This is a genomic window from Tepidimonas sp., assembly GCF_029335975.1.
In the GTDB taxonomy this organism is placed as follows: Bacteria; Pseudomonadota; Gammaproteobacteria; order Burkholderiales; family Burkholderiaceae_C; genus Tepidimonas.
Genome location: NZ_JARJMT020000162.1, coordinates 1 through 14105 on the forward strand (window position 1 = coordinate 1; position 14105 = coordinate 14105).

General features: G+C 68.4%; 14 protein-coding genes, 1 other RNA gene and 2 pseudogenes. 15 read left to right on the forward strand and 2 right to left on the reverse strand.

Features of this window, described 5'->3' with window-relative positions; translation table 11 throughout:
* Window positions 1-361, reverse strand: a pseudogene (locus P3W97_RS09125) (FAD-dependent oxidoreductase); the annotation flags it as partial.
* A 106-nt stretch (window positions 362-467) separates the two neighbouring features.
* Here P3W97_RS09125 and rnpB point away from each other — a divergent pair.
* Window positions 468-807, forward strand: an RNA gene (rnpB, locus tag P3W97_RS09130) — RNase P RNA component class A.
* A 105-nt stretch (window positions 808-912) separates the two neighbouring features.
* Here rnpB and P3W97_RS09135 read toward each other — a convergent pair.
* Complete coding sequence (locus tag P3W97_RS09135) at window positions 913-2586, reverse strand: MBL fold metallo-hydrolase (RefSeq protein ID WP_300846015.1); 1674 nt, start codon at window positions 2584-2586, stop codon at window positions 913-915.
* 239 nt (window positions 2587-2825) lie between these two features.
* Here P3W97_RS09135 and P3W97_RS09140 point away from each other — a divergent pair, with 239 nt between their 5' ends.
* The 14 genes and pseudogenes from P3W97_RS09140 to P3W97_RS09205 form a co-directional block, all read left to right on the forward strand.
* A complete protein-coding gene (locus tag P3W97_RS09140) occupies window positions 2826-3416 on the forward strand; it encodes an OmpA family protein (protein WP_300846042.1) in 591 nt (196 codons plus the stop codon).
* Window positions 3416-4297 carry a diaminopimelate epimerase gene (gene dapF / locus P3W97_RS09145; RefSeq protein ID WP_300846017.1) on the forward strand — a complete coding sequence of 294 codons (882 nt, stop codon included), beginning with the start codon at window positions 3416-3418 and terminating at the stop codon, window positions 4295-4297. The genes P3W97_RS09140 and dapF overlap by 1 nt, the downstream gene beginning before the upstream one ends.
* A 102-nt stretch (window positions 4298-4399) precedes the next feature.
* Window positions 4400-5092: a DUF484 family protein gene (locus P3W97_RS09150; protein WP_300846020.1), complete on the forward strand. Its 693-nt coding sequence runs from the start codon at window positions 4400-4402 to the stop codon at window positions 5090-5092.
* A 28-nt stretch (window positions 5093-5120) separates the two neighbouring features.
* Window positions 5121-6209, forward strand: coding sequence for a tyrosine-type recombinase/integrase (locus P3W97_RS09155; RefSeq protein WP_300846022.1), 1089 nt, complete (start codon window positions 5121-5123; stop codon window positions 6207-6209).
* A 57-nt stretch (window positions 6210-6266) separates the two neighbouring features.
* The gene (locus P3W97_RS09160) at window positions 6267-6695 is read left to right on the forward strand and encodes a DsrE family protein (RefSeq protein ID WP_300846024.1); all 429 of its coding nucleotides are present in this window, start codon (window positions 6267-6269) and stop codon (window positions 6693-6695) included.
* 35 nt (window positions 6696-6730) lie between these two features.
* On the forward strand, window positions 6731-7915 hold the full coding sequence (locus tag P3W97_RS09165) for a class I SAM-dependent methyltransferase (RefSeq protein ID WP_300846026.1): 1185 nt from the start codon (window positions 6731-6733) through the stop codon (window positions 7913-7915).
* Window positions 7916-7936: 21 nt separating this feature from the next.
* Entirely contained in the window at window positions 7937-9001 is a 1065-nt protein-coding gene (locus P3W97_RS09170) for a GTP-binding protein (RefSeq protein ID WP_300846028.1), read from the forward strand.
* Window positions 9002-9159: 158 nt separating this feature from the next.
* Window positions 9160-9876: an RNA polymerase-binding protein DksA gene (dksA, locus tag P3W97_RS09175; RefSeq protein ID WP_300846030.1), complete on the forward strand. Its 717-nt coding sequence runs from the start codon at window positions 9160-9162 to the stop codon at window positions 9874-9876.
* Window positions 9877-9922: 46 nt separating this feature from the next.
* Window positions 9923-10384 carry a hypothetical protein gene (locus tag P3W97_RS09180; RefSeq protein WP_300846032.1) on the forward strand — a complete coding sequence of 154 codons (462 nt, stop codon included), beginning with the start codon at window positions 9923-9925 and terminating at the stop codon, window positions 10382-10384.
* Window positions 10385-10478: 94 nt separating this feature from the next.
* Window positions 10479-11057, forward strand: coding sequence for an ATP-dependent protease subunit HslV (gene hslV, locus P3W97_RS09185; protein ID WP_300846034.1), 579 nt, complete (start codon window positions 10479-10481; stop codon window positions 11055-11057).
* The gene (gene hslU, locus P3W97_RS09190; RefSeq protein ID WP_300846036.1) at window positions 11054-12373 is read left to right on the forward strand and encodes an ATP-dependent protease ATPase subunit HslU; all 1320 of its coding nucleotides are present in this window, start codon (window positions 11054-11056) and stop codon (window positions 12371-12373) included. Before hslV ends, hslU begins: the two co-directional genes overlap by 4 nt.
* A 223-nt stretch (window positions 12374-12596) precedes the next feature.
* The gene (gene mraZ, locus P3W97_RS09195) at window positions 12597-13025 is read left to right on the forward strand and encodes a division/cell wall cluster transcriptional repressor MraZ (protein WP_300846038.1); all 429 of its coding nucleotides are present in this window, start codon (window positions 12597-12599) and stop codon (window positions 13023-13025) included.
* A 16-nt stretch (window positions 13026-13041) separates the two neighbouring features.
* Complete coding sequence (gene rsmH, locus P3W97_RS09200) at window positions 13042-14007, forward strand: 16S rRNA (cytosine(1402)-N(4))-methyltransferase RsmH (RefSeq protein WP_300846040.1); 966 nt, start codon at window positions 13042-13044, stop codon at window positions 14005-14007.
* Window positions 14004-14105 (forward strand): annotated as a pseudogene (locus P3W97_RS09205) (cell division protein FtsL); the annotation flags it as partial. The gene rsmH and the pseudogene P3W97_RS09205, both read left to right, overlap by 4 nt.

The following is a 14105-nucleotide window of genomic DNA, read 5'->3' on the forward strand; positions in this document are numbered from 1 at the left end:
CCTCCAGTGCGGCCCGCGCAGGCGGCTGCCACGTCATGTCTGGCGTGGGCTGAATGTGCGGATGTCCCGCCCAGCGTTGCAATGCGGCCGCTTCCTGCAGGGGGTCGGCCAGACCCACGTCCACGATGTAGTCGGCGCGGAGCTGCGCACCCCGTGCATCGAATGCGCGCTTGCACACATTGAAGGGGGTGGTGGCGTTGGCTGGCACGTCCAGCGCCTGGGCGGCCAGCGCCCGCAGCGCGGCGATGGGGTGCGGGGGCGGTACGCGATCGGCGGCGGTTTCGGGCGGGGCATCGGCGGCGCGACGGGTTTCGACAGGCAAAGCCTGCAGCGGCAGCTTCAGTTCGGCAAGGCGGATCATGCAGTGGGTCCTGAGGGCCCGTGGTGATCGGGCATGGCGCGGATGATACGCAGGCCGACGCTGCCGGCCAAGCACCCGGCGGGCGCAGCAGCGATAATAGTCGGGTGAAGTCTGCCAGACCGTCGCTGGCGCATGGCCCGCAAGGGCGCGCTGGAGGAACGTCCGGACTGCGCAGGGCAGCGTAGGAGGTAACACCTCTCCACCGCGAGGTGCGGATCAGAGCCACAGAGACGAGCCGGTTCAGACCGGGGTGAAACGCGGCAATCTCTACGCGCAGCAACACCAAGTAGGCCAGCCAGGGGGCAACCCCGACCCGTGGCCCGCGGGCCGTGCTGGCGGGTAGGTGGCATCGAGCCGTTTGGGTGACCAGCGGCCCAGAGGAATGGCGGTCACATGGGGCTCTCGGGCCCCGTGCACAGAATCCGGCGTACCGGCAGACTTCACTTTTTGACCTGGTGCGACGCAGCCAGGGTGCTCAGCGCGCGCCGGCTGCGATCCAGCGCACCAGCCTGGGCTGGGCCACGGCTGGGGCCAAGGTGAGGTGTTCACGGTCAATCCTCGATCCAGCGGCCGAAACGCGCCCGGTCCAGGCGCAGCAGATGGGCCAGCAGTGAGCGGCGAGCCACCGGCCACAATTGGGACGGTACGTCATCATAAGCGTGGCGTACCCAGATCGCCAGATCACCGTCGGGGTGTTCGGCCAGCACGCGGGCAATTTTTGCCTCGCGCTGCAATCGGTGGGTCAGCAGCCGTTCGATGGCGCGCGGGGCATTGCCCAGCACATGGCCGTGGGCCGGCAGGATGTAGCGGATGTCGTACTCGTCGCAAGCCGCCCGCAGCCGCTGCAGCGAGGCCAGGTAGGCATCCATGTCGCCATCGGGCGGGTCGATGACCGTGGTGCTGCCATTGAGGATATGGTCGCCGCTGAACAGCAAGCCGTCTTCCTCCAGCACCAAGCAGAGGTGGTTGGCGGCGTGGCCGGGCGTGTGCAGCACGCGCAGGGTATGACGGGGGTCGCCATCGGTGGCCGACAACACCAGCTGCTCGCCGTCTGCCAGCGCCCGCTCGGGGCGGAAGTGGCTGTGCGCCCGCGCCGTTGGCGCGCTGGGTAGGCCCAGCACGGGGGGGGTGTCGCGGCCAGCGCTGCGGCACAGCGTCTGCAGTGGGTAGGCGCCCGGCGAGTGGTCGGGGTGCGAGTGGGTGCAGACGATGGCGCGCAGGTCGCCGCCCGCCGCCTCGAACAGCCGTTGCAGGTGGTCGGCGTCGCTGGGCCCAGGGTCGATGGCGATATAGCCGGTCTCGGACTCGCCCACCAGATAGCTGTTGGTGCCGGGGCCGGTCATGGTCCCCGCGTTGGGGGCGGTCAGACGCTGCACATGGCGGGTCAAGGCCACCGGCGCGTCATGCCGCCAGTCCAGGTGGTGTTCCAGTTGCCCGTCGGGGCAGGTCAGCTCCAGTTCGCCGAAAGGCGGCTCGTGTTCCATGAAGCGCGCTTCCTGCCCTCCGAGCCAGCCCGCGCGGGGGCAGCTGACCCACTGTGGGCCCTGGCGGGCCGCGCAGTCGTCCAGCAGGGCTGCGCTGTCGGGGTAGCGCTGCAGATACGCCAAGGTGCGCACGGTCGGGTAGACCATGGGAAAGTGCCCCGCCGCGTGGCGGCGCAATGCCTCGCTCGGGGCGACCCAGACGGGTTCGAACTGCTCGCGGTTGTCGGCCAGCGGCGTTTGCTGCGGCGGCATGCGGGCGATAAAAAATGGGACGTCGAAGCGTTTGGGCAGGTCGCGGTCCGTGATCCAGTGCGCCAGCCACCACAAGGCGTCCAACGCCAGCGTCAGGCCGTGCGCCCGGCACTGGGGCAGCAGTGGGCCATGCCGGTCCAGGGCAGCCACGGTGGCGGGGGCGACCCAGCGGCCGTGTGCGTCGCGGGCCAGCAGTATGCCCAGCTCCTCGAAGCTCTCGCGCACGGCGGCCAGCAGGGCCGGACGCAGGGCAGCATCCTGGTCCTGTCGCCAGGCCAGGGCTGGATCGTGGGCCGCGGCACGGTCCGCCTCGTCGATGGCCCCGCCAGGAAAGACGTAGGCCCCGGGTGCAAAGCTGGCGTGCGCCGAGCGCCGGGTCATCAGCACCTCCAGGCCGGCGTCGCCGTCGCGCACGAACAGCACGGTCGCCGCCGGTCGCGCGGGGGCAGGGGGTTGGGGCGGTCGCAGGCGCAGGTGGGGACGGACCATGATGTGTATCGGTTGTCACCGTGGGTAACAGCAGTGGCCGCGCAGTGGCTGGCCAGGCGGATCTGGATCACAATGGTAGCGATCCCGCGCCGTTGGGCGCATCACGCAGGAGTTTCGCCATGACACCGCTGGATTTCATCCCTTCCCAGAGACCGTCTCCAGGCCCTTCCCGCGGCCCGCTCCACACCGCTTGGCTTGCCGCGCTCGCCACCGCCGTGGCGCTGGGCGGTTGCGCCAACATGTCCGAAGCGCAACAGTCCGGCACCGCCAAGGGCGCCATGATCGGCGCGGCCGCCGGGGCCGTGCTGGGTGCGGTGACCGATGGCAGCAAGGGGGCGGTGCGTGGTGCAGCCATTGGGGCCGGGGCTGGGGCGCTCGGTGGCTATGTTTGGTCTAGCCGCATGGAGCAGCAAAAGCGCGAGATGGAGCAGGCCACCGCCGGCACCGGCGTGGCGGTGACGCAGACCGCCGACAACCGCCTCAAGCTCGAAATCCCGAGCGACATCTCTTTTGACGTGGGCCGAGCCGACATCAAGCCCCACTTCCGGTCGGTGCTCGACACCTTTGCCGCTGGCCTGAACCGCAATCCCGCGGCCCGTGTGACCATCGTCGGCCATACCGATAGCACCGGCAGCGACGCCATCAACAACCCACTGTCGCTGCAGCGCGCCGCAGCCGTGCGCGACTACCTGACCACGCGCGGTGTGGCGGTCGGGCGCATCGCGATCGACGGGCGTGGATCGCGTGAGCCCGTCGCCAGCAACGACACCGCCGAGGGGCGGGCACGCAACCGCCGGGTGGAGATCTTCGTGGCGGAGCAAGCGAGCTGATGCGGCTGTCGTTTACCAAGATGCAGGGCGCGGGCAACGACTTCATCGTGCTCGATGAGACGCGCCAGCGCTACGGTTTGACGGCTGCGCAGTATCGCTGGCTGGCTGACCGGCATTTCGGCGTCGGCGCAGACCAGGTCCTGACGGTGCGCCCGGCGCCGACGCCGGAGGTGGACTTCGAATACGTCATCCACAACGCCGATGGTGGGGAGGTGGAAAACTGCGGCAATGGGGCGCGCTGCTTCGTGCGCTATGTGCATGATGCAGGCTTGACGCCCAAGCGCTGTGTGCGGGTGCAGACGCGCGCCGGGGTGCTGACGCTGGCCCTGCAAGACGACGGGCGTGTGACCGTGGACATGGGCGCGCCGGTGTTCGATCTGGCGCGTGTGCCATTCGACTCCGCCGGCCTGCAGCCGATGCCCGAGGGCACCTGGGCGCGCTGGCCGCTGGCCGTCACGGCAGCAGGCCCCGCACCCGTGCCGGTGGCGGTGTTGTCCATGGGCAATCCGCACGCCGTGCTGCGTGTCGACGACGTGCAGGCCGCGCCGGTGGCGCAGTGGGGACCGGCCATCGAGTCGCACCCGCGCTTTCCGCGCCGGGTCAATGTGGGCTTTTTGCAGGTGCTCGGGCGCGACCGCGCCCGGCTGCGGGTTTACGAGCGTGGTGCCGGTGAGACGCTGGCCTGTGGCACGGGTGCCTGTGCGGCCGTGGTGGCGGGCATTCGGCTGGGTTGGTTCGACGAGCGCGTGGATGTGGATCTGCCGGGGGGGCGCCTGACCATCGAATGGCCCATGCAGCACGGCTGGCAATCCCCCGTGCGGATGACGGGGCCGGCCGAGCCGGTGTTCACGGGCGTGGTGGATGTACCGGACCTGCGCTGATGGCTGCGCGGCGGGGCTGTAGCCGTGCGTGCGCCGCCCATCCTGCGTCACAATCGGGGCTGCGCGCCTGCGGCGCATGTCGGAGACCCCGGAGACCCGCCCTTGAACCCCACCGCCCCACTGCAGCCCATCACCGAGGACGACATTGCCCAATTCCTGGTCAATACGCCCGGCTTTTTCGAGCGCCATGCCGAACTGCTGGCCTCCGTGCAACTGGCCAGCCCGCACGTCGGTCGTGCGGTCAGCTTGATGGAGCGGCAGGTCGAGATCCTGCGCGAGCGGCTGCGCCAGCTCGAGCTGCGGGCGGCCGAGATGATCCGCCATGGCCAGGAGAACAGCGGCCTGCTCGACCGCCTGCACCGCTGGACCTGCGAATTGCTGGCGGTCAACGACCCGGCCGCGCTGCCCGCCGCCGTCACGCACGGGTTGGCGGCGCGCTTCGATGTCCCGCAGGTTGCCCTCAAGCTGTGGGGGGTGGCCCCGCCGTGGGCGGATGCGCCGTTTGCCCAAGGCGCCAGCGACGATGCCCGGGCCTTTGCCACCTCCTTGCGCCAGCCGTTTTGCGGTGCCAACCCAGGGGTGGAGCCGGTGCAGTGGCTGGCCGAGCCCGACGCCGCGGTGTCGCTGGCGCTGCTGCCGCTGCGGCGCGCGCCGGACGCGCCCGCCTTTGGGCTGCTCGTGTTGGCCTCGCCCGATGTGCGCCGGTTCCAGGCCAGCGCGGGGACCGAGTTTCTGGCCCGCATCGGTGACCAGGCCGCTGCGGCGTTGAGCCGCCTGCTGCCGGCAACGGACTGACCGGGCCGGTGCCGCGCCGCAGCCCGCCATGGATGCGCTGACCGACGATCTGGCGCTGATCGCGGACTATCTGACCCATGTCCGGGTGGAAAAGCGGCTGGCCGCACGCACCCAGGCGCTGTATGCTGAACATCTGCGCGAGCTGTATCGCCGTGCGCAGGCCGAAGGCACCGACTTGAAGAGCGTGACCCCCGCCCAGGTGCGCCGCTGGATCGCGCAATTGCACGCGGCTGGCCGGCAGCCGCGCGGCATCGCCCTGGTGGTGTCGAGCTGGCGCGGGCTGTATGACTGGCTGGGGCGCACGGGGCGCAGCGACCGCCACCCCTTGCAGGGCGTGCGGCCACCCAAAGCGGGCAAGCCGCTGCCCAAAGCCCTGACGGTGGAAGAGGCCTTGCGACTCGCGCGCGGCCCGGCGCTGGCATCACCCGAGGACCGCACCGACCACTCGCTTGGGGAGGCGCAACGCCGCTGCGACCGGGCCATGGTCGAGCTGCTCTATGGCAGCGGTTTGCGCCTGGGGGAACTGCTCGGGCTGGACGTACAGCCCGGTCCCAACGCCCGGGGGTGGGTCGATGCCCAAGCGGGCGAAGCCCATGTGTGCGGCAAGGGGGGCAAATGGCGCACGGTGCCCGTCGGCGGCCCGGCCCTGACGGCGCTGGCCGATTGGTTGGCGGTGCGCGCGCAACGGCTGCGGATGCCGGACGAGCCAGCGCTTTTCCTTGGTGCCCGTGGCGAGCGGCTCACGCCGCAGGTGGCCCGCCGCCGCCTGGCGGCCTGGGCGGCCGAGGCTGGCGTGCCCGTGCATGTGCACCCCCATATGCTGCGGCACAGCTTTGCCAGCCATGTGCTGCAGTCCAGTGGCGACTTGCGTGGGGTGCAGGAGCTGCTGGGCCACGCCAGCATCGCCAGCACCCAGGTCTACACGCGGCTCGACTTTCAACACCTCAGCCGGGTGTACGAGGCCGCCCACCCGCGGGCGCGTCACGGCGCCGGGGCGGCGCCGGGCCCAGGCGGGGAGGGTTTTGTGTCGCCCACTGCTTTGCCCCCTTCTTCGGGTAATCCCGATGGACTCTCGGGTATCTCCGTGCGCGACAATGAACCGCGTGGCGAAGGGTGACGGGGAGTGACAACCCGTCCCTATCTCGCATTCTTCACATTGGCAGGAGACCGATCCATGATAGCCCTCTGGCGCACGCTGACACTGTTTTTTGCATCACTGGCCTTCGCTGCGGCGGCTCAGGCGGCCGACGCCATCAAGGTCGTCTACCATCTGAGCGAGGGGATCCCTCAGGCCTCGCGCGCGGTGCAGAACATCCGCAACCACCTGGCGGCCGACCCGTCGGCCAAAATCGTGGTCGTCACGCACGGCCTGGGCATCGACTTTCTGCTCGAAGGTGCCACCAACCAGATGGAGCAGCCCTTTGCCGGTGCGGTGGCCGATTTGTCCAACCGGGGTGTCGACTTTCGCGTCTGCAACAACACCTTGGTGGCGCGCAAGATCGATGCGGCCAAGCTGTTGCCGGAAGCGAAGATCGTGCCCTCGGGCGTGGCTGAGGTGGCTCGGCTGCAGGCGCGCGAGGGTTTCGTCTACTTGCGGCCCTGAGAGTCTGCCGCTCGGGGTGGGACAATCCACCCCTTATGAAGACGATCCGACTCAAGGCGGGCAAGGAACGCTCGCTGCTGCGCCGTCACCCCTGGGTATTCGATGGGGCCATCGACCGCGGTCGGGCCGATCCCGGCGAGACGGTGCGCGTGGAAAGTGCCGAGGGGCGCTTTTTGGCTTGGGGGGCCTATGCGCCCAGCTCCAAGCTTCGGGTGCGCGTCTGGAGCTTCGACGAGGCCGAGCGCATCGACGCGGCTTTTTTCGAGCGACGGCTGCATGCAGCCATCGCCCTACGTGCGCGCCTGTCCATCGACAGCGATGGCGTGCGGCTGGTGCACGGCGAGTCCGATGGCCTGCCGGGATTGGTGGTCGACCGGTATGGGGACGTTCTCGTGGCACAGTTTGGCAGCAGTGGCGCCGAGCGGCACAAAGCCTGGATTGCCGATGCGCTGCTGCGGGTGACGGGCCTGAGTCGCCTGTACGAACGATCGGACGCGAGCGTGCGCCAGCTCGAAGGCCTGCCGCCGGTGACCGGTTGGCTGCGCGGCGGCGGGCCCACGGAATGCGTGATCCACGAAAACGGCTGGCGTCTGAGCCTGGATGTGGCCGAGGGACACAAGACGGGCTACTATTTGGATCAGCGCGACAGCCGACGCGACTGCGCCGAGCGCACGCGGGGCTTTGGTTTTGGCGAGGTGCTCAACTGCTACAGCTACACCGGCGGCTTCACGGTGGCGGCACTTGCGGGCGGAGCGCGCCATGTGACGTCGATCGACTCTTCCGCCGCGGCGCTGGAGCGCGCGCGGCAAAATGTGGCGCTCAATGGCTTCGATGCGGCGCGCTGCACCTTTTTGGATGCCGATGTCAACGCCAGCCTGCGCGCCTTTTGGGCCGAGGGCCGTCGCTTTGACGCCATCGTGCTCGATCCGCCCAAATTGGCGCCGTCCGCCGCGCACCTGGAGCGTGCCGCGCGCGCCTACAAGGATGTCAACCGCTTGGGGCTGAAGCTCCTGGAGCCCGGCGGCGTTTTGTTCACCTACTCCTGTTCCGGCGCGGTCGGGGTGGAGCTGTTTCAGAAAATCGTCGCCAGTGCCGCGCAGGAGGCGGGTGTGGAGGCGACCATCCTGGCCCGCCACGGCGGTGCGCCCGATCACCCCACGGGGCTGGCCTTCCCTGAAGGCGAGTATCTCAAGGGCTTGGTGGTCTGGCGCCGGGCTTGACAGACCCCCTACACTGATGTCATGGCACTCATCCCTACAACCATCCTGACGGGCTTTCTGGGCTCGGGCAAGACCACGCTGCTCAAGCGCATCCTCACCGAAGCGCATGGCCAGCGCATCGCCGTCATCGAAAACGAGTTCGGCGAAGAAAACATCGACAACGACATCCTGGTGGCCGACACCGAGGAGCAAATCATCCAGATGAGCAACGGCTGCGTCTGCTGCACCATCCGCGAGGATCTGCGCAGCACGCTGTCGCAGTTGGCCGAGCAGCGGCGCCAAGGGAAATTGGCGTTCGACCGCGTGATCATCGAGACCACCGGCCTGGCGGACCCGGGGCCGGTGGCGCAGACCTTCTTCATGGACGACGAGGTGGCCGAGAGCTTTTTGCTCGACTCGATCGTGACGCTGGTGGATGCCAAGCACGCCCAGCAGCAGCTCGACGACCGGCAGGAGGCCCGCCGTCAGGTCGGCTTCGCGGACCAGATCTTCATCAGCAAGGCCGATCTGGTGTCGGCCGACGCACTCGAAGCGCTGATCCATCGCCTCAAGCACATGAACCCGCGCGCGCCCATCGAGACCGTGCACTTTGGCCAAGTGTCGCTGGCCAAAGTGCTGGATTTGCGGGGGTTCAACCTGAACGCCAAGCTCGACATCGATCCGGACTTCCTGAAAGCGGACACGCACGATCACCACGACCACAGCCACTGCGACCACGACCACGGGCACTGCGCGCACGACCACCATCACGAGCATGGGCACGGCCATGCCCGGCACCATCACCACGACGACGATGTCCAGAGTTTCGTTTGGCGCAGCGAGCGGCCGTTCGACCCGAACAAGCTGGAGGACTTTTTGGGTGCAGTGGTGCAGGTCTGGGGGCCTAAGCTGTTGCGCTACAAAGGGGTGCTGCATATGCAGGGCACCGATCGCAAGGTGATCTTCCAGGGGGTGCACCAGCTCATGGGCAGCGACCTGGGGCCGCAGTGGAAGCCCCACGAAAAGCGCGAGAGCAAGATGGTGTTCATCGGCATCGACCTGCCGCGTGACATCCTGACGCAGGGCCTGGAGCAATCCCTGGCGTAAGCGGCATGTGCCCGTGTTGCCGCGCGTGCAGCGGTGCGGACGATTGCGTTGAGATTGCGCTTACAATCGCCCCCCAATTTGCATGGGTGCGCCCGCGACAGTGCGGTTGCAGGGCCGCCGCAATGCGACAGCACCCGGCCAGCCAGAGGAGATGCGCCGTGAAGAACCGTCCGCCGCCGAGCACGTCCCCATCCCACGATGCCGGTTCCGAGCGCCCGTCCGAGGCGATCGGGGGCAACGAGATGGCGCGCGCGGCGCGCAAGCCTTCTGCGGCGGCCATGCGCCGTGCCGAGAAGGCGGCCATGCGCGCGCAGACCACCGAGGCCGTTGCGCCGACCCACCATCCCCATGCGGCCAAGGCCAGTTATTTACCCGAACCCGCCATGACCACGACCGCTACGCCCGCAGCCGCCGCGCTGCGCAAGGACCCCGCACGAGCCGACAACTGGAAGAAGCTGCCCCTCGAACAGCTCACGGATGCCGACATTCTGGCCATGCCGGACGCGGAATATATGAACGATGTCCAGCTGGCCTACTTTCGGCGCAAGCTGCAGGCGCTCAAGCAGGACATCCTGAACAACGCGGGCGAGACGACCGAGCACCTGCGCGAGGACACGGTGGTCGTGCCCGATCCGGCCGACCGCGCCACCATCGAGGAAGAGCATGCCCTGGAGCTGCGCACGCGCGACCGCGAGCGCAAGTTGCTCAAGAAGATCGAACAGTCGCTGGCGCGCATCGACAGCGGCGATTACGGCTATTGCGAAGAAACCGGCGAGCCGATCGGCGTGGCCCGTTTGTTGGCCCGGCCGACCGCCAGCCTGTCCATCGAGGCCCAACAGCGCCGCGAGCTCAAGCAAAAGCTGTTCGGCGACTGAGCCCCGCCGGCCCTGCGGGGCCGACACAGCCCCCTCACCTGCCATCATGTCTGCCCCGCACGATCCCCTGGACAGCGGCGGCTGGTGGAGCCGAATCTGGCGGCGGCTGCGCGCGGGGGCTTCGCCAGACAGTGCCGTGCGCGGTCTGGACGAGGAGCGACGGGCCCTGAAAGCGGCCATTCTGCGCAAGCGCCACAACGACCGGGTGCGCCACGAGGAGCTCAACGAGCTGCGGGCGTGGATCCACGCCCAGCGCGCCGCGGCCGGGCCCGCCGATGCGCCACCGGTCATGCTGCCCAGCCTGTCGGGCGCAGCTGGGGTACGCGGCGGTGGGGTACCGCCCGAGTCTGACCCGTCCCGTACCATCGAGCAGATCGCGCGTATCGAGGCGCAGATGGCTCGGCACTGGACGCCGCAGGCCACCGAGGGTTCGGGCCAGCGCATGCGTGTGCCTGCTCCCGCTGCCACCGAGGCAGCCGTGTGCTCGGCCCAGGGTCGGCAAGAGTAGGCGCCCCCACGCGCCCGCCGCCTGGCACACCTGGACTTGTCCGCCGCTGCTGGATGCGGCGGCAGTGACCGCGCCGGCTGCGACAATACGGGGCATGGAACGAGAATCCTCAGCCGGTGCCGTCTTTCACGGCACCACGATCCTTTGTGTGCGCCGCCCCGATCCCGCAGAGCCGGGGCGGTTTCAGGTCGCCATGGGCGGAGACGGCCAGGTCACGCTGGGCGCCATCGTCGTCAAGGCCAGTGCGCGCAAGATCCGCCGTCTGCACCGCGACCAGGTGCTGGCGGGCTTTGCCGGCGCCACGGCGGATGCCTTCACCCTGTTCGAGCGCTTCGAGGCCAAGCTGGACAAGCACCAGGGCCACCTGCTGCGCGCGGCTGTGGAGCTGACGCGCGACTGGCGCACCGACCGCGTGCTGCGCCGGCTGGAAGCGATGCTGGCGGTGGCCGACCGCACGGCGAGCCTCATCATCACCGGCAACGGCGATGTGCTGGAACCGGAGCACGGCATCGTTGCGATCGGCTCGGGCGGCGCGTACGCCCAGGCCGCTGCGCGCGCGCTGCTCGAGCACACGGCGCTTTCGGCCGAGACCGTGGTGCGCGAGGCGCTGCGCATCGCCGGGGATCTGTGCATCTACACCAACCAACACCACACCGTGGAGGTGCTGGCATGAGTGCTGCGATGACGCCGCAGGAGATCGTCTCCGAGCTCGACGCCCACATCATCGGCCAGCAAGCCGCCAAACGCGCAGTGGCCATTGCCTTGCGCAACCGCTGGCGGCGCCAGCAGGTGGACGCGAAGCTGCGGCCCGAGATCACACCAAAAAACATCTTGATGATCGGCCCGACCGGGGTTGGAAAAACCGAGATCGCGCGTCGCCTGGCCAAGCTCGCCCATGCACCGTTCATCAAAGTAGAAGCGACCAAGTTCACCGAGGTCGGCTATGTCGGCAAGGATGTGGACAGCATCATCCGGGATTTGGCCGATGTGGCTGTCAAGCTCACGCGCGAAGTGGCGCTGGCGCGCGTGCGCACACGTGCCGAGGACGCGGCCGAGGAGCGCATTCTGGACGCCTTGTTGCCGCCGCCGCGCGACGGCGACGCCGAGCGCGACGGACCGGCGCGACAGGTGTTTCGCAAAAAGCTGCGCGAGGGCCAGATCGATGACAGGGAAATCGAGATCGAGGTGGCCGCGCCGCAGCCGCAGCTGGAGGTGATGACGCCGGCCGGCATGGAGGAGATGGCCGAGCAACTGCGTGGCCTCTTTGGCCAGCTCAACCTCGGCCGACGCAAGACGCGCAGGCTGCGCATCGCCGAGGCGCGCCGGCTGCTGATCGAGGAGGAGGCGGCCAAGCTCATCAACGAGGAGGAGATCCGCGCCGAGGCGATCCAGAACCTGGAGCAAAACGGCATCGTCTTCATCGACGAGATCGACAAGGTCGCCTCGCGCAGCGATGTGGCCGGCGCCGACGTCTCGCGCCAGGGCGTGCAGCGCGACTTGCTGCCGCTGGTGGAGGGCACCACCGTCTCGACCAAGTACGGGCCGGTCAAGACCGATCACATCCTGTTCATCGCCAGCGGGGCCTTTCACCTCAGCAAGCCGAGCGACCTGATCCCGGAGCTGCAGGGGCGCTTTCCGATCCGGGTGGAGCTGCAGCCCCTGTCGGTGCAGGATTTCGAGGCCATCCTGACACAGACCCACGCCAGCCTGGTGCGCCAGTACCAGGCGCTGCTGGCCACCGAGGGCGTGACGCTGGCCTTCACCGACGACGGCATCCGCCGCATCGCCGCCATCGCCTGGGAGGTCAACGAGCGCACCGAAAACATCGGCGCGCGCCGACTGGCCACGGTGATGGAGCGGCTGCTCGACGAGGTCAGTTTCGACGCCGCGCGCTTGAGCGGTCAGACCGTCACGGTGGATGCCCCCTATGTCGAGGCGCGTCTGGGCGGACTGGCGCGCGACGAGGATCTGTCGCGCTTTGTCCTTTGAAGTCCGCGGACTGAATCCTCAGGCACTGCTTTCAAGTCGCTTTGCAAGCGCTTGATTTTTCCTGCTTTTTGAAGGCCGACTTGCGCTGCAAGTCGGCCTTAAGTCTTTGATTTCGCATGAAAAAACCCGGCGACTGGCTTGTGATGTGCGGGTTTTTGGTGCTACAGTGGGAGTTAGTGAAAAAATGTGGTGAAAAGTGGAATCCCATCTGCGGACCTGACCCGTGTTCCAAGGCGCCTCGTCTCTCAGTCTCGATGCCAAAGGTCGGCTCTCGGTGCCGACCCGGCATCGCGACGTCCTGAGCGCGACCGCGGCAGGCCAGCTCACCATCACCAAGCACCCACACGGCTGTCTGATGATCTTTCCCCGCCCGGAGTGGGAGGCGTTTCGCCAGCGCATCGCGCAGCTGCCGATGTCGGCCCAGTGGTGGAAGCGCATCTTTTTGGGCAATGCGCAGGACGTGGAGATGGACGCCCAGGGCCGTGTGCTCATCGCTCCCGAACTGCGCGCGGCTGCCGGCATCACCAAGGAGGCCATGCTGCTGGGCATGGGCAACCACTTCGAGCTGTGGGATGCGGCCACCTACGCGGCGCAGGAGGCCGAGGCGATGCAGGGCGAGATGCCCGAGGCCTTCCAGGATTTCTCTTTCTGAGGGCCAGGCGGTGCAGATGACCCACTCCCATCGCACCGTCTTGTTGAACGAAGCGGTCGAGGCCCTTCAGATCCAACCGGACGGACACTACATCGATGCCACTTTCGGTCGCGGCGGTCACAGCCGGGCGATCTTGGCGCGCTTGTCGCCGGCAGGGCGCCTGACGGTGTTCGACAAAGACCCCCAGGCCATCGCGCAGGCACGGGCGCTGGCGGCGCTGGACGCGCGCGTGGCCGTGCGGCACCAGGGTTTTTCGGCCCTGGCCACGCTGGCACCTGCCAGCGTGGACGGGCTGCTGTTGGATCTGGGGGTCAGCTCGCCGCAACTGGACGATGCGGCGCGCGGCTTTTCCTTTCGCCGCGACGGCCCGCTGGATATGCGCATGGATCCCACGCGCGGCCCGAGCGCCGCCGAGTGGCTGGCCACGGCCTCGGTGGCCGAGATGACGGAGGTGATTCGTGACTACGGCGAAGAGCGGTTTGCTGCATCGATTGCAAAGGCGATTGATCGTCGCCGACAGGAACGGGGGCCTGTTCGAACCACCGCCGAGCTGGCCGAAATCGTGGCTGGTGCGGTCAAAACCCGCGAGCCGGGCAAGGACCCTGCAACGCGCACATTTCAGGCTATTCGGATTCACATCAACGCCGAGCTTGAAGAGCTGCAACAAGCGCTCGACGCCAGCCTGAGCGTGCTGCGCCCGGGTGGGCGCTTGGTGGTGATCGGCTTCCATTCGCTGGAAGACCGGATGGTCAAGCAGTTCATGGCCCGGCATGCGCGGCCGGCCGTGGATCGGCGCGCCCCGATGGTCGAGCCCCCCCCGCCGCTGCTGGCGCACGTCTCGCGTACCATGCCCGACGCGGCCGAGGTGCAGGCCAACCCCCGTGCGCGCAGCGCCGTGATGCGCGCCGCGACCCGCACCGCTGCCCCGCGGGCGGCGCGCGCCGGGGGGAAGGTAGGGGCGACAGGGGGGCGGCGGGCATGACGCGCCTGAACCTCGTCCTGCTGTTGGCCTTGCTGGCCAGCAGCTTCTATATGGTGACGCTGCAGTACGAATCGCGGCGGCTGTATGCCGCCAACGAG